This is a genomic window from Aeromicrobium marinum DSM 15272, assembly GCF_000160775.2.
GTDB classification, from domain to species: Bacteria; Actinomycetota; Actinomycetes; order Propionibacteriales; family Nocardioidaceae; genus Aeromicrobium; species Aeromicrobium marinum.
In genome coordinates, this window is record NZ_CM001024.1 from 2864001 (window position 1) to 2886446 (window position 22446).

The 22446-nt window shown below is 73.1% G+C and carries 23 protein-coding genes; 19 read left to right on the top strand and 4 right to left on the bottom strand.

What is annotated here, in order from left to right:
* Positions 1–184 precede the first annotated feature (184 nt).
* From HMPREF0063_RS14425 to HMPREF0063_RS14445, 5 genes are read left to right on the top strand one after another with little or no spacing between them, the layout of a single operon-like run.
* Positions 185–1591: a tyrosine-protein kinase domain-containing protein gene (locus HMPREF0063_RS14425; protein ID WP_050760974.1), complete on the top strand. Its 1407-nt coding sequence runs from the start codon at positions 185–187 to the stop codon at positions 1589–1591.
* The gene (locus HMPREF0063_RS14430) at positions 1578–2957 is read left to right on the top strand and encodes an O-antigen ligase family protein (RefSeq protein WP_007079437.1); all 1380 of its coding nucleotides are present in this window, start codon (positions 1578–1580) and stop codon (positions 2955–2957) included. Before HMPREF0063_RS14425 ends, HMPREF0063_RS14430 begins: the two co-directional genes overlap by 14 nt.
* Positions 2954–3967, top strand: a complete 1014-nt coding sequence (locus HMPREF0063_RS14435; protein ID WP_007079438.1) for a GDP-mannose 4,6-dehydratase — start codon at positions 2954–2956, stop codon at positions 3965–3967. Before HMPREF0063_RS14430 ends, HMPREF0063_RS14435 begins: the two co-directional genes overlap by 4 nt.
* A gap of 59 nt (positions 3968–4026) precedes the next feature.
* Positions 4027–4842 carry an FkbM family methyltransferase gene (locus HMPREF0063_RS14440; protein WP_007079439.1) on the top strand — a complete coding sequence of 272 codons (816 nt, stop codon included), beginning with the start codon at positions 4027–4029 and terminating at the stop codon, positions 4840–4842.
* 9 nt (positions 4843–4851) lie between these two features.
* Positions 4852–6063 carry a glycosyltransferase family 61 protein gene (locus HMPREF0063_RS14445; RefSeq protein WP_007079440.1) on the top strand — a complete coding sequence of 404 codons (1212 nt, stop codon included), beginning with the start codon at positions 4852–4854 and terminating at the stop codon, positions 6061–6063.
* On the opposite strand, the gene HMPREF0063_RS16010 is transcribed toward HMPREF0063_RS14445, so the two are convergent.
* Complete coding sequence (locus HMPREF0063_RS16010; RefSeq protein ID WP_050760975.1) at positions 6056–6733, bottom strand: class I SAM-dependent methyltransferase; 678 nt, start codon at positions 6731–6733, stop codon at positions 6056–6058. The genes HMPREF0063_RS14445 and HMPREF0063_RS16010 overlap by 8 nt on opposite strands.
* A gap of 49 nt (positions 6734–6782) precedes the next feature.
* Between HMPREF0063_RS16010 and HMPREF0063_RS14455 the strand changes: the two genes are divergently transcribed.
* Positions 6783–7535, top strand: coding sequence for a Fic family protein (locus tag HMPREF0063_RS14455; RefSeq protein WP_007079442.1), 753 nt, complete (start codon positions 6783–6785; stop codon positions 7533–7535).
* A 243-nt stretch (positions 7536–7778) separates the two neighbouring features.
* On the opposite strand, the gene HMPREF0063_RS14460 is transcribed toward HMPREF0063_RS14455, so the two are convergent.
* Positions 7779–8579: an HAD family hydrolase gene (locus HMPREF0063_RS14460; RefSeq protein ID WP_040320320.1), complete on the bottom strand. Its 801-nt coding sequence runs from the start codon at positions 8577–8579 to the stop codon at positions 7779–7781.
* A gap of 108 nt (positions 8580–8687) precedes the next feature.
* Here HMPREF0063_RS14460 and ssd point away from each other — a divergent pair, with 108 nt between their 5' ends.
* The 8 genes from ssd (at position 8688) to HMPREF0063_RS14495 (ending at position 13604) form a co-directional block, all read left to right on the top strand.
* Positions 8688–9722 (top strand): septum site-determining protein Ssd, encoded by a 1035-nt coding sequence (gene ssd / locus HMPREF0063_RS14465; protein ID WP_040320321.1) that lies wholly within the window; start codon positions 8688–8690, stop codon positions 9720–9722.
* Complete coding sequence (locus HMPREF0063_RS14470) at positions 9719–10876, top strand: TadA family conjugal transfer-associated ATPase (protein ID WP_007079445.1); 1158 nt, start codon at positions 9719–9721, stop codon at positions 10874–10876. Before ssd ends, HMPREF0063_RS14470 begins: the two co-directional genes overlap by 4 nt.
* Positions 10873–11673, top strand: a complete 801-nt coding sequence (locus HMPREF0063_RS16015; RefSeq protein ID WP_050760976.1) for a type II secretion system F family protein — start codon at positions 10873–10875, stop codon at positions 11671–11673. The genes HMPREF0063_RS14470 and HMPREF0063_RS16015 overlap by 4 nt, the downstream gene beginning before the upstream one ends.
* Positions 11674–12372, top strand: a complete 699-nt coding sequence (locus HMPREF0063_RS14480) for a type II secretion system F family protein (RefSeq protein WP_007079446.1) — start codon at positions 11674–11676, stop codon at positions 12370–12372.
* A gap of 115 nt (positions 12373–12487) precedes the next feature.
* Positions 12488–12673 (top strand): DUF4244 domain-containing protein, encoded by a 186-nt coding sequence (locus HMPREF0063_RS14485; RefSeq protein WP_040320322.1) that lies wholly within the window; start codon positions 12488–12490, stop codon positions 12671–12673.
* Between the two features lie 57 nt (positions 12674–12730).
* Positions 12731–12895, top strand: a complete 165-nt coding sequence (locus HMPREF0063_RS16385) for a DUF4244 domain-containing protein (RefSeq protein WP_007079448.1) — start codon at positions 12731–12733, stop codon at positions 12893–12895.
* Positions 12892–13251: a TadE family type IV pilus minor pilin gene (locus tag HMPREF0063_RS17245; protein WP_007079449.1), complete on the top strand. Its 360-nt coding sequence runs from the start codon at positions 12892–12894 to the stop codon at positions 13249–13251. Before HMPREF0063_RS16385 ends, HMPREF0063_RS17245 begins: the two co-directional genes overlap by 4 nt.
* Positions 13248–13604: an Rv3654c family TadE-like protein gene (locus tag HMPREF0063_RS14495; protein ID WP_007079450.1), complete on the top strand. Its 357-nt coding sequence runs from the start codon at positions 13248–13250 to the stop codon at positions 13602–13604. Before HMPREF0063_RS17245 ends, HMPREF0063_RS14495 begins: the two co-directional genes overlap by 4 nt.
* On the opposite strand, the gene HMPREF0063_RS14500 is transcribed toward HMPREF0063_RS14495, so the two are convergent.
* Positions 13586–15889, bottom strand: coding sequence for a DEAD/DEAH box helicase (locus HMPREF0063_RS14500; protein ID WP_007079451.1), 2304 nt, complete (start codon positions 15887–15889; stop codon positions 13586–13588). The two genes, HMPREF0063_RS14495 and HMPREF0063_RS14500, sit on opposite strands and share 19 nt — an antisense overlap.
* 60 nt (positions 15890–15949) lie before the next feature.
* Between HMPREF0063_RS14500 and HMPREF0063_RS14505 the strand changes: the two genes are divergently transcribed.
* From HMPREF0063_RS14505 to topA, 3 genes are all read left to right on the top strand, one after another.
* Positions 15950–16318 carry an STAS domain-containing protein gene (locus HMPREF0063_RS14505; RefSeq protein ID WP_007079452.1) on the top strand — a complete coding sequence of 123 codons (369 nt, stop codon included), beginning with the start codon at positions 15950–15952 and terminating at the stop codon, positions 16316–16318.
* Positions 16315–17781, top strand: a complete 1467-nt coding sequence (locus tag HMPREF0063_RS14510) for a DUF7059 domain-containing protein (RefSeq protein WP_007079453.1) — start codon at positions 16315–16317, stop codon at positions 17779–17781. Before HMPREF0063_RS14505 ends, HMPREF0063_RS14510 begins: the two co-directional genes overlap by 4 nt.
* 93 nt (positions 17782–17874) lie before the next feature.
* Positions 17875–20625: a type I DNA topoisomerase gene (gene topA / locus HMPREF0063_RS14515; RefSeq protein WP_007079454.1), complete on the top strand. Its 2751-nt coding sequence runs from the start codon at positions 17875–17877 to the stop codon at positions 20623–20625.
* Here the strand turns inward: topA and HMPREF0063_RS16020 are convergent, their stop codons facing one another.
* The gene (locus tag HMPREF0063_RS16020; protein ID WP_050760977.1) at positions 20626–21282 is read right to left on the bottom strand and encodes a Pr6Pr family membrane protein; all 657 of its coding nucleotides are present in this window, start codon (positions 21280–21282) and stop codon (positions 20626–20628) included.
* Between the two features lie 10 nt (positions 21283–21292).
* Between HMPREF0063_RS16020 and HMPREF0063_RS17250 the strand changes: the two genes are divergently transcribed.
* Positions 21293–22015, top strand: coding sequence for a low temperature requirement protein A (locus tag HMPREF0063_RS17250; protein ID WP_425358311.1), 723 nt, complete (start codon positions 21293–21295; stop codon positions 22013–22015).
* Complete coding sequence (locus tag HMPREF0063_RS17255; RefSeq protein WP_007079457.1) at positions 21994–22443, top strand: low temperature requirement protein A; 450 nt, start codon at positions 21994–21996, stop codon at positions 22441–22443. The genes HMPREF0063_RS17250 and HMPREF0063_RS17255 overlap by 22 nt, the downstream gene beginning before the upstream one ends.
* Positions 22444–22446: the final 3 nt, after the last annotated feature.

Below are 22446 nucleotides of genomic sequence, written 5' to 3' on the forward strand. Positions count from 1 at the left end.
GTGGGTGCCCAGCCGGTCAGGACGTGTCGGAGGGCGCATCAGGAAGCATAACGACGCTGAGCGGCCGACGTGACGGTCCGGCACGCGGTCCCGGTGGTGGTGCCCGGTGCCGCCGAGGTGACTCGCATACACTCGACCACGCCGCCCCGGACCGCGGGTGGTCCGGTTCAGCAAGGGGATGTCTGTGGATCTGCAGCAGTTCGTGTCGGGTCTGAGGGCGCGCTGGAAGTTCAGCGCGGTCACCTTCATCCTCGGTCTTGCGGCCACGGCAGCCATCCTGGCGGTGTGGACGCCGCAGTACGGCTCCAGCGTCAAGCTCTTCATCTCCACCCCCACCGGTGGCCAGGCGGAGTTCGCCGCGTCCTTCATCGTGACCCAGCGGGTCGCCTCGTACTCAGACCTCGCGACCGATCCGTCGGTCCTGCAGGGCGTCGTCGACCGGCTCGACCTCGACATGACCTTCGAGGAGCTGGCCGGCCGCGTCACGTCGAGCGTCGTGGTCGGCACCCAGACGATCCAGATCGACACCACGGCGCCCACCCCCGAGATGGCGCAGCAGATCGCCGAGGCGGAGGCGGCCGAGCTGGTCGACCTGGTGACCCGGCTCGAGCGGCCCGCCGACCCGAACGGGGTGGCAGCCATCGCCGCCCGGGTGGCGGGCGAGCCCAGCTTCAGCGACCAACCCGTGTCGCCGAACATCCCGATCACGATCGGCGTCGGCGTCCTGCTCAGCCTGTTCATCGCGATCGCCGGTGCCGTGCTGAAGGACCTGCTGGACCGCACGGTGAAGTCCCGGCACGACGTCGAGGCCATCACCGGCAACGCCGTGCTGTCGACCCTGCCGTACGACCCGCAGGTCAAGAAGGACCCGCTGACCGCCGAGACCGAGGGTCCGCTGTCCGAGGCCTTCCGGGTGCTGCGGACCAACATGCAGTACGCCAACCTCGACGCCAGGCGCCACGCGATCCTGGTCTCCAGCGCGGTGCCCAACGAGGGCAAGACGATGGTGGCGACCAATCTCGCCCTGTCGATGGCGCAGGCGGGACGTTCGGTGCTGCTCATCGACGCCGACATGCGCAACCCGAACGTCGCGGAGCGGCTCGGGCTCGAGAACTCCGTCGGCATCGTCACGGTCCTGGTGGGCCGCAGCACGATCGACGAGGCGATCCAGCCGCACCCCAGCGGGGTCCGGTTCATGGGCACCGGACCGATGCCGCCCAACCCGGCCGAGGTGCTCGAGACCCAGGCCATGCGGGACCTGCTCTCCACCCTGCGCGACCGCTACGACACCGTCATCATCGATGCGCCCCCGATGCTCCCCGTCGCCGACGCCTCGATCCTCATCACCGAGGTCGACGGTGCCCTGCTGCTCGTCCGGCACGGGTCCACGACCCGTGAGCAGCTCCGGCTGGCCGTCTCCCGCGTCGAGGCCGTCGGCGGACGACTGTTCGGTGTCGTGCTGAACCGCACCCCCCGCCGCTCACCCGACACCTACGGCTACGGGTACGGCTACGGGTACGGGTACGGCGTCACCGAGAAGGAGCCGCCCGCCCCGAAGTTCGGCGGCCGAGGGCGTCGTGCTCGACGCTGAGGTCCTCGAGCGGGCCGTCTCGGACCGGGCTCCGCGGGGGCCCTACAAGTCGCGGGCCCAGCGCGGTCGGATCGGTGGGGTCGTCCACGCCCTGACCCCTGTCCTGGCGACCGGTGCCCTGCTGGCCACGATGCTGCCGTTGGGCACGAGGTCCGTCATCGGGGCGGCGCTCGCACTCGGTGCCGTGGCCCTGCTGGTCGTGGTGATGCTCGTCGGTCTCGAGCGCGCAGCGGTCCTGCTGTTCCTGATCGGCTTCGCCCTCGCGCCGGCGAGCAGCGTCGGATTCTCCTCCGGGGCCGAGGTGCTCCCGCTGTCCGACCTGGTGCTGCTGGTGGGCGCCATGCTCCTGGTGCCCGTGCTCATCACCCGGCCCTTCTCGGCACAGGCGCTGCTCCTGCTCGCGGCCGTCGGGTTCGTGACCATGGCCACCGTGGCGGCGATCATCAGCCCGACCCCTCTGCTCAGCCTGTTCTCGGTCGCCCGGCTCGTCATCGGCGTGCTCGCGCTGCCGCTGCTGTTCGCCTGGTGGCGTCCCGGTGAGCAGATGGCGGTGTGGCTGGGCCTGGCCTACGTGGCGGGCGCGAGCGCCAGCGTCCTGGAGGCGGTCACGATCGGTGACTCCATCTACGGCCGCTACGTCGGACTGACCCTGCACCCCAACATCTTCGGCCTCTGCTCGTTGTTGGCCCTCGCGGTGATCCCGTACCTCCTGCGCCGGGCCTCCCGTCGCTGGCACGGGTGGCTGGTGCTCGCGGCCGCGGTCAACGCCGGCGGGGTGTGGTTCAGCGGTTCGCGGGCCGCCCTGGTGGTCCTCGCGCTCGCGGTGGTCGTGTACGTGCTGCTGGACCGCTCGGTGCGGACCGCCCTGGTGATCTTCGGTCTGTCGATCCCGCCGACCTACTTCGTGGGTCGGGCCGTGACCGAGGGCGAGGACGGCAACAACGCCCTCGGCCGGTTGCTCGGCAACAGCTCGGCCACCCCGTCGGACCTCGACCGGCAGATGCTGCGGGAGGTCGCGGTCAACGACTTCACCTCGAGCCCGATCTTCGGTGTCGGCTTCGGGGACCCGTTGGCGGCCCACAACGTCTACCTGCAGATCGCCGCGGCCGGCGGCATCCTCACCGTGACCTTCTTCGTCCTGGTCCTGCTGGCCACTCTCCGGCAGTCGTTCGTCATCGGCCGCCGGCACCTCCTGCTGGCCATCCCCGCGGTCGCCTACATCACGATCGCGCCGCTCACGTCCCTCATCTGGGAGCGCTACATCTGGGCGGTGCTGGCGCTGCCGTTCCTGTTGCCGGTGGTGGCCGCCCGGTCCGACCGCGGCGTCCGACGGCCACCCGCGGACGACGCGGCCTCGATGCGATGACGTCGTCCCCGCCCACCGCCCTGATCACCGGAGTCTCCGGCCAGGACGGCATGTACCTCGCCCGGCGGCTGATGGCCGAGGGGTGGCGGGTGGTGGGCACGGTGCGTCCCGGCCTGTCGTCGATCGCGCGGATGGGGCCGTACCTCACGGGCGTGCAGGTCGTCGACCACGACCTGCTCGACACCACCGGTTTCGGCGACCTGCTGAGCCGCTTCTCGCCCCGGGCGGTCTACAACCTCGCGGCCTTCAGCGCCGTCGGCGCCAGCTGGTCCGATCCCGAGCTGGTGGCTCGCACCAACCTGGTCGCCGTGGCCGAGATGCTCGAGACGCTGCTGCGCCACCGCGACAAGAACTCCAGCGACGTGCGGTTCTTCCAGGCCTCCAGCGCGGAGGTCTTCGGGTCACGCGTCCAGGGGGCGCTCGATGAGGAGACCCCGCACCGTCCCCGCACCCCGTACGCGGTCGCCAAGAGCGCCGCGCACCACCTGGTGATCAGCTACCGCGAGCACCACGACCTGTTCGCCTGCAACGGCATCCTGTTCAACCACGAGAGCCCGTTCCGGGGTCACCAGTTCGTCGCCGGGCGCATCGCCCGGGCGGCGGCGACCGCCGCGTGCGGGGGCCGTGCGCCGGTCGCCCTGGGCGACCTCGACGTCGAGCGCGACTGGGGGGCCGCCGTCGACCACGTCGAGGCGATGCGGCTCAGCCTCGCGCACGACCGCCCGGGCGACTACGTCATCGCCACCGGGACGACCCACACCCTGCGCGACATGCTCGACGCCGCCTTCGCGTCGGTCGGCCGGGACGACGCCGAGGACCACGTCGAGATGATGCCCCACCTGTGGAGCGCGACCCAGGCGGACTCCCTGTGCGGTGATCCCGGCCGGGCGCGCCGGGAGCTCGGCTGGTCGGCCACGACCAGCTTCGAGGACCTCATCGCCACCATGGTCGCGGTGGACGTGCGGCGCATCACGACAGGTGTCGCCGAGTCCGAGTCGTACCTGTCCTGATCGGCGCGCGGGCTGTCGTACGATGGCACCGCTTCTCGCCCCCGTAGGAAGGCCCTTCCATGGCCCGCAGCTTGACCTTCGCCCTCCGTCGGGTCCGCCAGACCGTCGGCGGCTTCGACAACGGCCCCCGCCTGCTGGTCGACATGGCCCGCCAGGCGGTCACCGGCAAGCCCGAGGAGATCACCTTCCGCACCCGCGACGGTGCCGTCGCCACCATCCCCAACCGCCCCGGCGCGCGGGTGCCGGTGTACGAGATCTTCGTCGAGGACGAGTACCGGCTCGACTGGTTCACCGCCGACCTCGGCCCCGAGCCGGTCGCGCTCGACATCGGCGCCCACATCGGCTGCTTCTCCGTCGCCTTCGCCCGCCGCCACCCCGGGGCGCGGGTCGACGCCTACGAGGCCTCGCCGTCGACGGCGGCCTACCTGCAGCGCAACATCGCCGACAACCACCTGGGTGACCGCGTCCACGGCAACAACCTCGCCGTGCAGGCGGTCGCCGGCCACCTGGAGCTCGCCGACAACGGCGCCGCCAGCGGCCACAACGGCGTGCTGCACCTGGACACCGAGACCCGCCGGGTCACCGTGCCGAGCGTCGCGATGGCCGACGTGCTGCAGGTCAGCGGCCGGTCGGCCGACCTCGTGAAGATGGACACCGAGGGCGGCGAGTACGACATGGTGCTGGGCTCGCAGCCGGGCGACTGGGCCGGTGTCCGGCGCGTCGTGATGGAGTACCACAACCTGCCCGGACACTCCTGGGAGGAGCTCGAGACCTTCTTCGACTCCGCAGGTCTGTCCCTCGTGCACCGTCAGAAGTTCGGCACCGGGCTGGGCATGGCGTGGCTCTCGCGCGACCCGCTGGCGCCCCCGGCCTGACCGCACCCGATGACGCGACTCCCCGCCCGCCTGCAGCCGCTGTGGCCGCTGGTCAAGCGGCTGCACCGCCTGGCCTCCTGGTGGTCCGGTCTGGTCGGCCGGCACACCCGCTGGCTGCAGGGTGACCGTGCCCTGCCGGCCCGGGGGACGGTGTCGATGGACCAGACCCGGGCGCTGGAACCCGAGCACGTCACGATCCACCGGGTCGGCGACGGCGAGGCGATCCGGCACCCCGACGCGGTGGGCGAGCCGCCGGCCCACTGGGTCTTCCGCCGCCGTGCCGTCCACGACGTGCCGCCGCTGGCGTCGTTGGAGATCGCCGGCGGGACGGTCGTGGGCGACTACGGCGCCAACCTGACGCCCGGCGGCACCCTGGACTACGAGACCAGCGAGTACTTCGGCATCCGCGGCTGGCGTGAGCACCCGTTGTTCCTGCGACGCCGGCTGCCGGAGGTCGAGCACGTGGAGGGCACGGTCGTGTCGCTGGCGACCCGCGGGGGCAGCAGCAACTACTACCACTTCCTCACCGACGTGCTGCCACGCTTCGGGGTGTTCGAGGCCACCATGCCCGGGCGCACGGTCGACGCACTGTACGTGCCCGCCACCGCCGCCTACCAGCGCACGTTGCTGGACCTGGCCGGGCTGGGGGACCATCAGGTCATCGCCACCGGCAAGCACCGGGCGGTGCGCGCCGACCACCTGGTCGTGCCGTGCCTCACCAACCCGTCGGAGGTCGCTCCGCGCTGGACGGTGGACTGGCTGCGGTCACGGTTGACCCCCACGCGCGACGACGCCCCCCGCACCCGGCTGTACGTCACCCGCGGTCAGGTGCCGAACACCCGACGGCTGGAGCACGAGGACGAGATCGTGGCCGGGCTGGCCGAGCGGGGTTTCGTCACGGTGGAGCCGGGCGGTCTGACGCCGCAGGAGCAGATCGACACGTTCTCCGCGGCCGAGGTCGTGGTGGCTCCCCACGGTGCGGCCCTCACGAACCTGCTGTTCGTGCAGCCCGGCACCCGCGTGCTGGAGATGTTCGCCGCGGACTACGTGAACGCCTGCTACTGGTCGATCTGCCAGGCGATCCCGGGCGTGGAGTACCGCTACCTCGTGGCCGAGGGCGCGGAGCGGCACGGCCCCGGTGACCCGATGAACAAGATCCAGGCCGACATCGACATCCCCCCGGCCACGGTGCTGCGGGCGGTCGACGACCTGCTCACCTGAAGTCGAGCAGGAGGGTGTCCGGCGGCGGTGCGTCGGGCGTCATGGAGGACTTGTCCACCCGGGCGCGGAGTCCGTGCGTGCGGTGGCGCAGCCGCAGGAACCCGGTGCCGGACGCGTTGGCGTCGAACAGCTCCCGCACCCGGGCCAGCGTGGCGTCGTCGACCCCGGGCCGGGTCGCCCGCACGAACTGCAGCAGACCCGCCAGGTCGAGCTGCTCCCACGCGGCGAACTCCTCGCTCTCGGCCTCGTGGAACAACCCGGAGGCGCCGAAGGTGTCGACGCCGGTCACACGGGGGGACGCCTCGCCGACGATCCCGCGCAGCTTGCGCACCCACGGGACGGACTCGTCGTGCGTGCGGTCGAGGGTCGAGACCAGCCCGTCGGGTCGCAGCACGCGCGCGTACTCGGCCAGGGCGGTGGGCGCCTCGCGCAGGTCCGGCACGAGCACCACGTCGAACGAGTCGGCGACGAACGGCAGGCGCTCACCGGCCGTGCGGACGTACTGGACCTGGGGGTGGCGGGCCACCGTGACGTCGTCCCCGGCCACGACCACCTCGTGGCCCTGGGCGCTCAGCCGGTAGGCGAGAGCTCCGTCCCCGAGGTGCAGCACGCAGGCCAGGCGCTCGCCGACGAGCCACTTGGCGATGCGGTCGGCGGGGTCGTCGTTCACGCTTCGAAGGCTACCCGCCGCTCGCTGGGACGGTCGGTACGCTTCGGGCGTGTCAGCACCACGACCCCCGGGCCCCGGCCGCCCCCTGCCGCCGGACCCGTTCATCTCGGCCGCCTCGCTCGAGGGCATCCCGTCGACCTATGCCGCCGCGCGCGACGGCATCGACTCCCTGCTGCGCGATCGGGGGCTGCGGCGGTCCACCCCCGACGACACGTCGCGCTCGCTGCTGCAGGGTGCCGCAGCCACGGCGCGGCTCGAGGGCAGCATCGTCGACCCGGACGACCTCGCGGCGGGGGAGGGCGACGCGACCGCCCGGGCGGCCCTGCGCCTGTCGTCGCAGCTGCTCGGTCTGCTGTCCACCTGGAACCGGTCCCCGGTGCAGGCGTTGGCGCGGATGCACGCGCTCGCCGCGGCCGGTTCGGTGCCCGATGCCGAGCTCGGCCGGCCCGTCGACCCCACCGGCGTCGGGCGGCTGACGTCGCTCGCGGAGATGCTCGGCCGACCGACGCAGGCCCCCGGACTGGTCGTGGCGGCCCTCGTGCACGCCGAGATCGTGGCGGCCGGGGCCTTCGCCAGCCACAACGGTGTGGTCGGCCGTGCCGCCGAACGCCTCCTGCTGGTCGCCAAGGGGGTGGACCCGGCGTCGGTCACCGTGCCGGAGGCCGGTCACGCGGCCGAGCCGGCCGGGTACCGCTCGGCCCTCGCCGCGTACGCGGGCGGGGAGCCGGCGGGCGTGCACCAGTGGCTGATGTACGCGTCGACCGCCTTCACCCGCGGTGCGGAGGCGTCCCCGCTGGCCTAGCGGCGCTGCGGCAGAAAAGGGGCGGCGCCGACCGTGTGGTCGACGCCGCCGGGGTCCAGCTCACCTGGCTACCAGGCGTGCACTTCGTCATGGTCGTCCCGGTTCGTGATCCGGCGAGGGATCGGTGAATCCGGGAGCGACTGCCCTGTAGGACGGGTGGTCGCCGCGTGGGTACCTGGGTGCTGGGCCGTCTGTGGTGTTGTTCCTCCACCATGCCTCATGTGACCCGGATCACACAACCCTTCAGGTGCTGCGGATCCGGATCCGGCGGCGCAGCACGACCGAGGCCGCGACGCCGCCGAGTGCCCCGGCGACCACCGCCACCGCGGCCGCCCTGCCCACCCGGCCGTCGAGCGGCAGCCGTGGCCTCAGGGCGACCGGCCGGGCGAAGGTGAGCACCGGCCAGCCGTGCTCGGCGGCCATCCTGCGCAGGGCCTTGTCGGGATTGACCGCGAAGGGATGACCGACGGCCGCGAGCATCGGGGCGTCGGTCTCGGAGTCGGAGTAGGCGTACGACGCGGCCAGGTCGTACCCGCGCCGCTGGGCCAGCTCGGTGATGGCGGTGGCCTTGTGCGGCCCGTAGGCGTAGAACTCGATCGCCCCCGTGTAGCGACCGTCGGCCACCTCGAGGGTCGTGGCGATGACGTGGTCGGCGCCGAGCATCGCGCCGATCGGCTCGACCACCTCGATGCCGGACGCCGAGACGATCACGACGTCACGACCCGCCGCCTGGTGCGCCGCGATCAACGCGACCGCCTCGTCGTAGACCAGCGGGTCGATGATCGAGTGCAGTGTCTCGGCGACCGCCTGGCGGACCACGGTGACGTCCCACCCCGAGACCATCTCGGTGAGGTACGCGCGCATCTTCTCCAGCTGGTCGTGGTCGGCGCCGCTGATCGCGAAGACGAACTGCGCGTAGGCGCTGCGCAGGACCGCCCGGCGGCTGAGCAGACCGCCGTCGTAGAAGGGGCGGCTGAACGCCAGGGTGCTCGACTTGGCGATGATGGTCTTGTCGAGGTCGAAGAACGCGGCCGCGCGGCTCATCGCCCCAGCATAGGTGTGACCGTCCACAGCCCGGCGACCACGAGCGCGTCGTCCACAGACGATCACCGCCTGCTGCCCTGCCTGACCTCCCGGCGGCACGCTGGCGCCATGTCGACCTCCCCGCTCGTCGTGACCCGTGACCCCGACGTGCTGGAGCGCGCCACGCGGTGGTGCGCCGCCGTGGGCGCCTCGCCGGAGGTGGCCACGGACGTCCCCGGCTGCCGGCGGGGTTGGCGGGAGGCCCCGGTGGTGCTCGTCGGTGCCGACCTCGCCGACGACCTCGCCGCGGCCGGACTCGTCCGGCGGGACCGCGTCTACCTGGTCGCGGCCGGCGACGATCCGGCCGTCTGGCGCGCCGCGGTGCACCTCGGAGCCGCCGCCGTGCTCGAGCCCACGTCCGAGCAGGACGCCGTCGACGTCCTCGGTGGTGCGGTCGACGGTCGCGGGGAGGCCTGCCTCGTGGCCGTCGTCGGCGCCTGCGGAGGGGTCGGGGCCTCGACGTTCGCCGCCGGGTTGGCCGTCCGCGGGACCCGCCGGGGTCTGAGGTCCCTGCTGGTCGACGCCGACCCCTGCGCCGGTGGCATCGACCTGCTGATGGGCGCCGAGCACGTCGACGGGGTCCGGTGGTCCGACCTGGGGCACACCGCCGGTCGGGTCTCCGCCGAGGCACTGGCCGAGGTGGTGCCGACCCATCGCGGCGTCGGACTCGTGACCTGGGCCCGCGAGGCGTCGATCGGCGACGTGCGGCCGGGTCCGGTGCTCGACGCCGCGGCACGGGGGTTCGACCTCGTGGTCGCGGACGTGCCCCGCGACCCCGGCCGGCTCGGCACCGACGTGCTCGCGCGCGCGGTCCTCACGGTGCTGGTCGTGACCGACGACGTCCGGGGACTCGCAGCGGCCGAGCGGACGATGAGCCACCTGGCGGCTCTGACCACCTCCGTGGTCGGGGTGCTCCGTCCACGGGCGGGAGGGGTCGGGCGGTCCGAGACCGCCCGCGTCCTGGGCCTGCCGGTCCCGGTGCGGGTGCGTCACGACCGACGCCTGCGGACGGCCGTCGACCGCGGGCTCGGGCCCCACCGGTCGCGTCCTCTCGGCCGCGCCGCCGATCCGGTGCTGGACCTCCTCGGGCTGGACCGGCCGTGACCGACGTGCCCGTCGACCTGCTGGAGCGGGTCCGCCGACGCCTGGCCGTCGGTGTCGACGAGCCGACGGCCGGCCACGTCGCCGACGCCCTGCGGGCCGAGACGCACATGTGCGGCAGTGACACGGTGCTGGCGATCCTCGACCGCCTGCGACGGGAGAGTCGCGGGATCGGCGCCCTCGAGCCCCTGGTCTCGCTCCCCGGCGTGACCGACGTGCTGGTCAATGGGGCGGAGGCGGTGCACCTCGACCGCGGTCACGGACTGGAGCTGACCGACGTGTCGTTCGGCTCCGACGCCGAGGTGCGGCGGCTCGCCCAACGGCTAGCGGCCCAGGCCGGCCGACGGCTCGACGACGCGAGCCCGTGGGTCGATGCCCGGCTCCCCGACGGCACGCGGTTCCATGCCGTTCTCGCACCCGTGGCCCGCCCCGGGACGGTCATCTCGCTCCGGGTCCCGTCGCGACGCACGTTCTCGTTGGCCGAGCTGGTGGCGGCGGGTGCCGTCGGACCGGCCGGGGCGACCGTCCTGCGGCAGCTGGTGGCGGCCCGTCTGTCGTTCGTCGTGTCCGGGGGGACCGGCTCCGGCAAGACCACCGTGCTCTCCGCCCTGCTCGGCGAGGTGCCTGCGGCCGAGCGGATCGTGGTCGTCGAGGACGCCACCGAGCTGCGACCCGACCATCCGCACGTGGTGGGCCTGGAGGCCAGGCCGGCCAACGTCGAGGGCGCGGGGGTCGTGACGGTGCGCGACCTCGTCCGGCAGGCGCTGCGGATGCGACCCGACCGGCTCGTCGTCGGCGAGGTGCGGGGCGCCGAGGTCGTCGATCTGCTGGCCGCCCTCAACACCGGTCACGAGGGCGGGTGCGGCACGGTGCACGCCAACTCCGCCGCCGACGTCCCTGCCCGGTTCGAGGCTCTCGGGGTCGCCGGGGGACTGCCCCGCGACGCGGTGCACAGTCAGGTGGCGGCCGGACTCGACGCCGTCCTGCACCTGGGCAGGGCGGCGGACGGACGCCGCCGCATCGAGCACCTGGCCGCCGTGGTCGTCGACCCGTCCGGCCGGGTGAGCGCGGTCCCGGCGATCGTGATGGCAGGCGGCGCTGCGCGACCGGGGCCGGCCCACGACGCCCTCGCCGCCAGGCTCGAGCGTGGCCGATGATCCTCACCGTCGCCGCCATGGCCTGCACGGCCGGGGCCGTCGCCCTGCGGTGGCCGCCCCCGCGGTGGGTGGCCGGCCACCGGCTCGGCCGACCGTCCTCCTCGGTCCGGTGGCCGCTGGTCGGCGCTGCGGTCCTCGGCGCGATGGTGATCGGGTTCGCGGTCGACGTGCTCGACCGTCCCCCGGTGCTGCTGCTCGTCGCCGCCGGCACGGGGGTCGCCTGGTTCGTGGTCCGGCAGGTCCGCGCGACCCGCCGGCGCGACCGACGCGACCGGGCCCGGGAGGAGACCACCGAGGTCATCGACCTGCTCGCCGCGGAGCTGCGGGCCGGCGGGTCCCCGCACCGCGCGGTCCCGTCGCTGTCCGCCGACCTGCCGGTCCTTCTCCCCGTGGCGCGGGCGATGGCCCTCGGCGGCGACGTGGCCGGGGCCTTCCGCGAGCTCGCCACGGGCGCCGGTCGCGAGGGTTTCGCCGCCCTGGGGGCCGCCTGGCAGGTGGCCGAGCGTTCCGGCGCGCCGGTCTCGTCGGTGCTGGAGCGGGTGGCCGCCTCGGCCCGGGAGGACGCCGAGAACGCCCGCGAGGTGCGGGCCGGAGCAGCGCCGGCCCGCGCGTCGGGCCGCCTGATGGCTCTGCTGCCGCTGGTGGGACTCGGGCTCGGCGCCGGCATCGGGGCCGATCCGGTGGCCGTCGTCACCGGATCGATCGTCGGTGCCACATCCGTGACCTCGGGTGTCGGTCTGGCCTGCCTCGGGGTGGTCTGGGTCGACCGCATCGCCGACCGCGCGGAGGTGACCTGAGTGCTGCCGGCCCTCGTCGTCGCAGCGGCGGTGTGGTTGGTCGTGCCCGGTCCGCCGCTGCGACGGCGGCGTGCCCTCACCGCCGAGGAGCGACCGCGTCGTCGACCACCCCCCGGACTCGTCGTCGGCGTGCTCACCGTCGGTACCGGCATCGTGGTCGTCGGTTGGCCGTGGGGGGCGGTGGTGGGCGCCGCCGCCGTGCCGACCGTCCGCCGGCTGGTGGATCGCGCCGGGACGACGGCGCGGCAGCGACGGCAGGCCGAGATGGTCCGGCTGCTGCCCGCGGCGCTCGACCTGGTGGTCACCGCGCTCGAGGCCGGTCGCTCCCCGGGGGGCGCCTTCGCGGTGGTCGCCGATGCGGCCCCGGCCCCGCTCGCGGAGGAGTTGCGCGGCCTCGCCCGTCGGCTCGAGGTCGCGGCCGACCCCCTGGACGTCTGGGACGCACTGGTGCGGGACCCGACCCTGGCCCCGGTGGGCCGCGCCCTGCGCCGGTCGGAGGTCACCGGCATGCCGGCCGCACGGGTGGTCGCCCGGGTCGCGGACGACCTGCGACGCACCCGACGGGCCGAGATCGCGCACCGCAGCCGCAGCGTCGGCGTGGCCACGGCGGCACCGCTCGGACTGTGCTTCCTGCCGGCGTTCTTCCTCGTCGGCATCGTCCCCACGGTCGTCGGCATGGTGCGGGTCGTCGCCCCGTGACCCGGCCGACCGGTCCACACCCGCGCAGGCGTCCACAGGCGGCCGTCCGGTCCGCACCGCGGGACCGGTCGACCACATCTTCCCGGCGACACATCACCTCACGGAAGGACCTTCCATGAACCAGCACCACGCACCGCGTACCCGTCCCGACGAGCGCGGCATGACGACGGCCGAGTACGCCGTCGGCACCGTCGGCGCCTGCACGGTCGGCGGCGTGCTCGTCAAGATCGGCCAGAGCGAGTGGTTCGGCGACCTCGTCCGCGGCGTCCTGGACAAGATCCCCTCGATCCTGCCGTTCTGACCGTCCCACCCGGGCGGGGCCGGGGCCTCGCGCCCCGTCCCCGCCGCTAGGAGCAGCATGTCCACCACCGAGTACACCGTCGGCACCGTCGGCGCGATCCTCATCGCCCTCGTGCTCCATCGCCTCGGCATCGGCGACGAGATCATGGGCCTCGTCCGCGACCTGTGGGCCCGTGCCCTGGGGTTCGAGATGCCGTCGATCGTCACCCGGCTGTTCCGATGACCGGCCGCCGACCCGACCACGGCATGGTCACCGCGGAGCTCGCGGTCATCACCCCGTTCGGCCTGGCCTTCGTCGTCCTGCTGGCGTGGGTCGTCGGCCTGGGTCACACCCAGGTCCGCCTGACCGATGCCGCACGGGAGGCGGCCCGTGTCGTCGCCCGAGGCGACTCCGTCGCCGACGCCACGGACGTCGCCCGCCGCAACGCTCCGGACGGGGCGACCGTCGAGGTCGACGAGCAGGGCGGGCTGATCACCGTGACCGTGCGGGCCGGCTCCGGGATCGCCCTGCCGGGCCTGGCCGACGTCGGTCGGCGCGAGCTGTCCGCGACGGTCACCGCCGCCGCGGAGGATCCGTGACCCGCGACCGGGGGGCCGTGTCGGTCGTCGCGGTCGTGGTCGCCGTGGGGCTCACGGTGCTCGCCCTGGTGCTGGTCCAGGCGGCGAGCCTCGTGGGCGTCCGACACACCGCGGCCGCCGCGGCGGACCTCGCCGCGCTCGCCGCCGCCCGCGCCGCCTCCGACGGGGAGGACGGGTGTGCCGCCGCGGACCGCATCGCCGACCGCAACGGTGCCGAGCTGGCCGCCTGTCGCATGGACCATGCGGTCTCGACGGTCACCGTCAGGGTCGTGAGCGACCCGTGGTGGGGGTGGCGGTGGTCGGCGGAGCAACGGGCCCGCGCGGCGCCCGTCAGCTACCTCTCCGGGTCGTGAGCCGCCTCCAGCACGGCGTCGAGCAGCCGCACGGCGCCGGCCTTGTCGAGCGGCTCGTTGCCGTTGCCGCACTTGGGTGACTGCACGCACGACGGGCACCCGCGCGCGCAGGCGCAGGCGGCGATCGCGTCGCGCGTGACCCGCAGCCAGGTCGCCGCCACGTCGTACCCGCGTTCGGCGAACCCGGCTCCTCCCGGATGTCCGTCGTGCACGAACACGGTCATCCGGCCGGTGTCGGCGTGCAGGGCGGTCGAGACCCCACCGATGTCCCACCGGTCGCAGGTCGCGAGCAGCGGCAGCAGACCGATCGACGCGTGCTCGGCCGCGTGCGCCGCGCCGGGGACGTCGACCTCGTCGAGCACCGAGCCCACCACGTCGGGGTCCAGCGTCCACCACACCGCCCGGGTGCGCAGCGACCGCACGGGCAGCTCCAGCGAGACCTCGCCCAGGGTGCCGCGGCCGACCGTGCTGAGCCGCAGGTACGACGTCACCTGGGTCATCACGTCGACCGTCCCGAGCGACACCGTGGCGCGTCCCCAGTCGGTGTGGTGGTCGGTGCCGGTGACGGTGATCTCGGTCGCCGACCGGGCCTGCGTCGTCCAGTCGGGGTCCGCCCGCCGCACGAGCGCGGCCGCGGTGTCGGGGTCGTAGCGCTCGACGAGGTAGGTCTCGCCCTGGTGCACGTAGACCGCGCCCTCGTGCACGGCGGCGTCGGCCGACCCGGCGTCGACGGTCCCCACCAGCCGGCCCGTGCCGTCGTCGACGATCTGCACCGGCGCTCCTCCGCTGGACCGGAGGTCGGCGAGGTCCGCCGCCCGGTCGCGCCGGGTCCAGAACCAGCCCGCAGGTCGTTGCCGGAGCCACCCGGCCGCCGCTAGCGCGTCCACCCCCTCGCGGGCGCGGGGACCGAAGGTCGTCAGGTCGGTCTCGGTCAGCGGCAGCTCCTGGGCGGCGGCCGCGAGGTGCGGACCCAGGACGTACGGGTTGTCGGGGTCGAACACCGTGGCCTCGAGCGGGGCGCCGAGCAGCGCTTCGGGGTGGTGCACGAGGTAGGTGTCCAAGGGGTCGGCGCGGGCGACCAGGACGCCCAACGAGTCCTGGCCGTCGCGCCCGGCCCGACCGAACTGCTGCTGCAGCGCCGCCCGGGTCCCGGGGAACCCCACGGACACGACGGCGTCGAGCCCGGACACGTCGATCCCCAGCTCGAGCGCGTTGGTGGAGGCCAGCCCCAGCAGGTCCGCGGTCCGCAGGCGCTGTTCGAGCGCCCGACGTTCCTCCGGCAGGTAGCCGCCCCGGTAGGTCGCGATGCGACCGGGCAGGTCGGGGTCGATCTCGCCCACCAGGCGCTGTGCGGTGCCGGCGACGCCCTCGGCCCCCCGGCGCGACCGCACGAACACCAGGGTGCGGACCCCGCCGGCGACCAGGTCCGCCAGCAGGTGGCCGGCCTCGGTGGCCGCCGGCCGCCTGACCGGCTCGACCGCCTCGTCGCGCCCGGGGAGCAGGGGCGGCTCCCACAGCGCGATCGTGCGCACGCCGCGCGGGGAGGCGTCGTCGGTCACCGCCGTCACCTCCAGTCCGGTCAGGCGGCCGGCGAACTCGGCCGGGTCCGCCACCGTGGCCGACGACAGCACGAACCGGGGGTCCGCGCCGTAGTGGTGGCAGATCCGTTGCAGGCGGCGCAGCACCTGCGCGACGTGGGCCCCGAACACGCCCCGGTAGTGGTGGCACTCGTCGACCACGACGTACCTCAGGCCTCCCAGCAGCCGGGTCCAGCGGGCGTGCCCGGGCAGCACCGAGTGGTGCAGCGTGTCGGGGTTGGTCAGCACCCAGGCGGCGTGGTCGCGGGCCCAGGCCCGCTCCTCGCGGGTGTTGTCGCCGTCGACGGTGGCGACCCGCACCGCAGGATCGAGCTCGCGCACCCGTCGCCACTGGTCGGCTGCCAACGCCTTGGTCGGCGCGAGGTACAGCACGCTGGGACGTCGGTGACCCTGCAGGGCCTCACCACCTCGACCCGCGTCGAGCGCCGTCAGGGCGGGGGCCTGGAACACCAGCGACTTGCCCGACGAGGTGCCGGTCGCGACGGCGACGTGACGCCCGGCCCGCAGATGGGCCAGCGCCTCGGCCTGGTGCCCCCACAGCCGGTCGATCCCGTGCGCGGCGAACGCGGCCCGGGCGGCCGGCGCGATCCACTCGGGCCACGGCTCGACGACGGCGTCGCGGGCGGGCACCACCTCCACGTGGGTCACCCGGTCGCCGTGGCGGGCCACGAGGTCGGCAGGTCGCATCCTCCTGAGTGTGACACCAGCGCGGATGGGTACCGGCGCGACCGGCCCGTGCGTGCCAGAATGACTGCCGTCGAGGAGAGAGTTGCCATGGAGCTGTCGGTCACCCGGAGATCACTGCCGCCGTTCGAGATCGTCGAGATCGGTGGCGAGATCGACGTGTACACCGCTCCCCGGCTGCGGGAGGCCGTCGTCGCGGCGATCGACGAGGGACACACCCGGCTGGTGATCGACATCGAGCACGTGGCCTTCCTCGACTCCACCGGTCTCGGCGTGCTCGTCGGCGCGCTCAAGCGGGTGCGCGGCGACGGCGGCTCGCTCGACATCGTGTGCACCAACGACCGCCTGCTCAAGATCTTCTCGATCACGGGCCTCGACAAGGTGTTCGGGCTGCACGACAGTGTCGACGCCGCCACCGCCGTGCCGGAGTGAGGCTCGCTCCTGACCTCGTCGACGCACTGCGGGCGGCCCTGACCGCGGCCGGCCACACCGTCGACGGGGTCTTCGCCCTGCTCGGCCCCGACGCGCACGCGGCACTGTCGCGCAACGAGACCGTGCCGGCCCGTCGGGCCACGGCGGACGGCTCACCCCTGTCGACCCTGGTCCGGTTGTTCCAGCTCCAGCTCGCGGTGCCGCGCGACGCCGCCGACCGGGCCCTGCCCGGCCTCGTCGACCCCCTCGTCGCGGGTGGACTGCTGCACTCGTCGGCCGGCGAGGTGCGGGCGGCGGTCGACGTGCGCCCCTACGGCGACGAGGACCACGACTGGTGGGTCGTGTGCGACCTCACCCCGGGCCTGGACGCCGGACCGGTCCGGGTCGGGGCCGAGCACGTGCTGGGCATCAGCGAGGCGTCGTCGTCGCTGGCCCACCTCACCGTCCGGACCCCGGTGGCCCGCGCCCTCGATCTCGGCACCGGCTGCGGGGTGCAGGCGCTCCACCTCGCCCAGCACGCCGACCGTGTCGTCGCCACCGACGTCAACCCCCGGGCGCTCGCCATGGCCGAGCTGACCGCGTCCTTGAACGGTGTCACCGTCGACGTGCGCCGGGGCAGTCTCTTCGAGCCGGTGGCGACCGAACGGTTCGACCTCGTCGCCACCAACCCGCCCTTCGTCGTCTCCCCGCCCGACGGCGACCGGCTGGTGTACCGCGAGACCGGCTTCGAGGGCGACGAGGTCGTGCGGCGCATCGTGCAGGGCGCACCCGACCACCTGACCGAGCACGGCTGGTGCCAGGTGCTGGCCAGCTGGATCCACCCGGCCGACCAGGACTGGGCCGATCGTCTGTCCGGCTGGATCGCCCCGACCGGACTGGACGCGTGGGTGGTGCAGCGCGAGGTGCTCGACCCGGCCTCCTACGCCGAGATGTGGCTCGCCGATGCCGGGCACCGCGGCGGTCCGGGGTACGTGGACCGCTACGACGCCTGGCTGGGGTGGTTCGAGGCGCGGGGCATCGAGGCGATGGGCTTCGGCTGGATCACCCTGCGCCGCTCCGACCGGGACGTGCCGCACGTGCGGGTCGAGGAGTGCTCGGCCCCGGTCGCCCCGCCGGTCGGCCCCGGGGCCGTGGAGTGGGCGGGTGTCTCCGAGGCTCTGGCGGCGGGCGCTCCGCTCGACCGCACGTGGCGCACCCCGGTCGACCTGGTGCAGGACACCCACGGCGCCGTGGGGGCGGCCGACCCGGAGCGGATCGTCGTCCGGAGGCAGTTCGGTCTGCAGCGTTCCCGGCAGGTCGACACGGTCGAGGCGGCCCTGCTCTCGGCCAGCGACGGCGACCTCACGGCGGGGCAGATCCTCGACGCGGTGGCGAGTCTGCTGGACCTCGACCCGGCCGCCGTCCGCGAGCAGTACGCGCCGGCGGTGGAGTCGTTGGCCGCCGAGCTGTTCCTCCTTCCCTGAGGCCGCGGCCCGGAGAACGTCACACCGTTTCGTTTGGCGGGCCGTTGACACCGGGGGGTACGGTGTGCCCGTCCGCCCCGGAACAGGAGTCCCATGACCACGCTCGTCATCGTCGAGTCACCGAACAAGGTCCGCAGCATCGCGGGCTACCTCGGTGACGGCTACGTCGTGGACTCCTCCGTCGGCCACATCCGGGACCTCCCGCAGGGCGCCGACCAGATCCCCGAGAAGTACAAGAAGGAGTCCTGGGCGCGTCTCGGCGTCGACATCGAGAACGGCTTCGAGCCGGTCTACGTCGTGTCCGCCGACAAGAAGTCGCAGATCACCAAGCTGAAGAAGCTGCTCAAGTCCGCTGACGAGCTCGTGCTCGCGACCGATGAGGACCGTGAGGGCGAGGCGATCGCCTGGCACCTGCTCGACGAGCTGAAGCCCAAGGTCCCGGTCAAGCGGATCGTGTTCAACGAGATCACCTCCGAGGCGATCGCCCACGCCATCGCCAACCCTCGCGACGTCGACATGGACCTCGTCGACGCGCAGGAGACCCGCCGGATCCTCGACCGCCTGTACGGCTACGAGGTCAGCCCCGTCCTGTGGAAGAAGGTCATGAGCGGCCTCTCCGCGGGCCGCGTGCAGTCGGTGGCCACCCGCCTGGTGGTCGAGCGCGAGCGGGCGCGGATGGCGTTCCGGGTCGCGCACTACTGGGACCTCGAGGCGACGTTCGACGCCGGTGCCGACCTGGAGCCACGGCTGTTCCCCGCCAAGCTCGCGACGGTCGACGGTCGCCGGGTGGCGAACGGGTCGCACTTCGACGCCGCGGCGCAGCTGAAGAGCCCCGACGTCGTCCACCTCGACGCCGACCGTTCGGCCGCGCTCGCAGCCGCGATCCGTGATCAGCCGCACCAGGTCGTCTCGGTCGAGTCCAAGCCCTACACCCGTCGCCCGTACGCGCCGTTCCGCACCACCACGATGCAGCAGGAGGGCTCGCGCAAGTTCGGCTGGACCGCCGCCCGCACCATGCAGGTCGCCCAGCGGCTCTACGAGGGCGGCTTCATCACCTACATGCGGACCGACTCCACGACCCTCTCGCAGACCGCACTCACCGCGGCACGGGCCCAGGTCAAGGAGCTGTACGGGGCGCAGTACCTGCCCGACGCCCCCCGGGTGTACGCCGGCAAGGTCAAGAACGCCCAGGAGGCGCACGAGGCCATCCGCCCGGCCGGTGAGGCGTTCCGCACCCCGGACTCCACCGGTCTGCGCGGCGACGAGGCCAAGCTCTACGACCTGGTCTGGAAGCGCACCGTCGCCTCGCAGATGAAGGACGCTGCCGGCAACTCCGTCACGATCCGCATCGGCGCGACCGCCACCAGCGGCGAGAAGGTGGAGTTCACCTCCTCCGGCCGCACCATCACCTTCCACGGATTCCTGAAGGCGTACGTCGAGACCAGCGAGGACCCCGACGCCCAGGGCGACGACGCGCAGACCAAGCTGCCCAACCTGTCGCAGGGCGACACCGTCACGATCGACGAGCTCGACGCGGCCGCCCACCAGACCAAGCCCCCGGCGCGGTTCACGGAGGCCAGCCTCATCAAGGAGCTGGAGGAGCGCGAGATCGGCCGGCCGTCGACCTACGCCTCGATCATCGGCACCATCCAGAACCGCGGGTACGTGTACAAGAAGGGCACCGCCCTGGTCCCGGCGTGGATCGCGTTCAGCGTCGTGCGCCTGCTGGAGCAGCACTTCGAGCGGCTGATCGACTACTCGTTCACCGCCGAGCTGGAGGACGTGCTCGACGAGGTGGCCGGGGGCCGCGAGGACCGGGTCACGGTGCTGCAGGCCTTCTGGGACGGTCAGGCGGAGGGCGACACGGGGCTCAAGCGGCTCATCGACAACCTGCCCGACATCGACGCGCGGGCGCTCGCGACGTTCGAGCTGGGCGAGGGCATCAACCTGCGGGTCGGTCGCTACGGGCCCTACGTCGAGGGCCCGCCGATGGTGCCCGGTGACGGCGGCAGCGAGGTGCCCACGCGGGCCAACGTGCCCGAGGACCTGCCGCCGGACGAGCTGACGCTGGAGACGGCACGCGAGCTGCTCGCCAACCCGCAGGGACAGGAGAAGTCCCTGGGCTCGCACCCCGAGACCGGCCTGGAGCTGACGGCCCGCAACGGTCGCTACGGTCCGTACGTGACCGAGGCGCTGCCGGCGGACGCACCCAAGTCGGCCAAGCCCCGCACCGCGAGCCTGTTCAAGTCGATGTCGCTGGACTCCATCGGGATCGACGACGCCGTGCGGCTCCTCACCCTCCCGCGGGTCGTGGGCACCGATGCCGACGGGGTCGAGATCACGGCGCAGAACGGTCGCTACGGCCCGTATCTCAAGAAGGGCACGGACTCCCGGTCGCTGGAGTCCGAGGACCAGCTGCTCACCCTCACCGAGGAGCAGGCTCTCGCGATCTACGCCCAGCCGAAGACCTACGGTCGGGCCGCCGCCAAGCCCCCGCTGAAGGAGTTCGGCGAGGACCCGGTCAGCGGACGGCCGATCGTGGTGAAGGACGGCCGTTTCGGCATGTACGTGACCGACGGGGAGTACAACGCGACGCTGCGCAAGGACGACTCCCTCGAGGACCTCACGGCCGACCGCGCCTACGAGCTGCTGGCCGAGCGCCGCGCCAAGGGGCCGGCCAAGAAGGGCGGCAAGAAGACCCCCGCCAAGAAGACGGCCAAGAAGACCACCGCGAAGAAGACCACGGCGAAGAAGTCCGCTGCCAAGAAGACGGCCAAGAAGACCACCGCGAAGAAGACCACCGCGAGGAAGACGACGGCCAAGAAGTCGACCGCGTCGTCCTGATCAGGCGGCCGGACGGTCGCGGTGCGACCACCGGATGTAGGCGCCGGCGACCAGCAGCATCCCCAGGGTGAGGCCCACGCAGGTGACGGCCACCGACCCGGCGCCGTTGAGGTCGGTGCTGAGGAAGTCGTAGGGGACCCGGCTGACCGATCCGTCGTTGGCCGCGAACGAGGGGTCGCCCCACTCGGAGCGCGCCAGTGTGTAGGCCAGCCAGGCCACCGGCCACGCCAGGACGACCAGGTCCGCCGGCACGAACCGGGGCCGCGGGCCGACCCACACGTGGCCGACCACGGCGAGCAGGGGGACGACGTAGTGGAACGCCTTGTCGTACCACCACGTGATGCCCTCGAACGACACGTACGGCCCGATCAGCGTGGCGTAGACGAGTCCCGTCACCGTGATGCCGACCAGGGCCGCGAGCCGCAGCACCCGCCACCCGCGGGAGTCGGGCTCCCGGCCGGTCGCGAGCACCACCGACGTCGCGAGCACGAGCAGGTTCGACTGGATCGTGAAGTAGCTGAAGAAGTCCAGCAGTCCGTCCCCGGAATCGACGACGAGGACGATCTGCCCGACCAGCGCGACGGCCGCGATCGCGGCGGTCGCGCCGTGCCACCATGGGACGAGACCGCGCGAACGTGCTGCCGCACTGGGGTTCATGGTCACCATCATGCCCGGGGTGAGGCCCCGTGACCCCCGCGAGCCGCATCGGTCAGCCACGCCGTTGGAGCTCTTCACCGATCTCTGCTACGTCGTCGCCATCGCCCAGGCCGCAGCGGAGCTGCACCACTCCATCAGCGAGAACCACGTGGGCGAGGGCCTGCTGTACTTCGCGATCGGGTTCTTCGCGATCTGGTGGGCCTGGCTGAACTTCGCCTGGTACAACTCCGCGTACGACAACGACGACACGGGGAACCGGGTCCTGGCCCTGTGGCAGATCGTCGGTTCCCTCGTGCTGGCTGCCGGTGTGCCGAACCTGTTCGAGCAGGACTTCACCCTGGTCGTCGTGGGGTACTCGCTCATGCGGATCGGGCTGGTGCTCATGTGGCTCAGGGCGGCCGCCGGACACCCCGAGGGGGCCGCCACCGCCCGCCGGTACGCCGCGGGCCTGTTCGTGGCCCAGTCGCTGTGGATCGTCTTCCTCGCGGTCCCGGACGCCTGGATCGTCCCGGTGTTCCTGGTGTTCGCGGCCGTCGACTTCGCGGTCCCGGTCGTGGCCGAGTCGGCCGGTACCACGCCGTGGCACCCCCACCACATCGCCGAGCGCTACGGCCTCATGTTCATCATCGTGCTCGGCGAGACCATCCTGGCGACGACGTTCGCGCTCCAGGCCGCCCTGGACGACGGCAGCTTCGGTCCCAGCTGCTCGCGGTGGTCACCGGCGGCGTGCTGATCGTCTTCTCCTTCTGGTGGTTGTACTTCTCCCGCGAGGGCGGCGAGGTGCTCACCGACAACTCCGTGGGGTACCAGTGGGGGTTCGGGCACTACTTCATCTACGGTGCGGGTGCTGCGGTCGGCGCCGGGCTCGCGGCCCGGATCGACCACTACACCGACCACTCCGAGGTCACCGACCTCGTGTCGTCCGCGTTCGTCACCGGTCCGGTGGTCGTGTTCCTGCTGTCGTTGTGGCTGGTGCACATCCGCCTCCACGACGCGTCGGCCCGGACCTGGGGTCCGCTGGCGGTGGCCGTCGCGGCCACCGTCGCGGCGACCTGGTGGCCGTACACCGAGCTGTGGGTCGGAGCGGTCTGCGTCGCCCTGCTGGTCGTCGAGCTCCGGATGGCGGCCCGCCCCCGAGGGGTCGTGGGCGCGGCCCACTAGGCT